The organism is Ventosimonas gracilis, assembly GCF_001580025.1.
Lineage (GTDB): Bacteria > Pseudomonadota > Gammaproteobacteria > Pseudomonadales > Pseudomonadaceae > Ventosimonas > Ventosimonas gracilis.
Genome location: NZ_LSZO01000001.1, coordinates 1 through 373 on the forward strand (window position 1 = coordinate 1; position 373 = coordinate 373).

At 37.3% G+C, this 373-nt stretch carries 1 protein-coding gene; it reads left to right on the forward strand.

Annotated elements, in window-relative coordinates:
* Positions 1-55 precede the first annotated feature (55 nt).
* Complete coding sequence (locus tag AXE65_RS00005) at positions 56-310, forward strand: type II toxin-antitoxin system Phd/YefM family antitoxin (protein ID WP_068386197.1); 255 nt, start codon at positions 56-58, stop codon at positions 308-310.
* Positions 311-373 lie beyond the last annotated feature (63 nt).

The following is a 373-nucleotide window of genomic DNA, read 5'->3' on the forward strand; positions in this document are numbered from 1 at the left end:
ATAGCGTGTTACTGTATGGGTACATTTTGTTTTTAATCACACGAGGAAAACCACCATGGATATAGTTTCTTTCACCAGCCTAAGAGTTAATTTAGCCCATTATCTGGACAAGGTTGATAATGACCATACGCCGGTTGTTATTACACGCCAGAATGACAGAAAAGCCGTTTTAATTGGCTATGAAGATTACATGTCTTTTATTGAGACAAATTATCTCATGTCCAATCCTGTTAATGCGGAAAGAATCAATAAAGGGATAGAAGAAGTTGAAGCGGGGCTTACTCAAAAACATGAGCTGATCGAGGTATGAATATACAATGGACATCTTTTGCTTGGGAAGATTACCTATTATGGCAAGAAGAAGACAAAACAA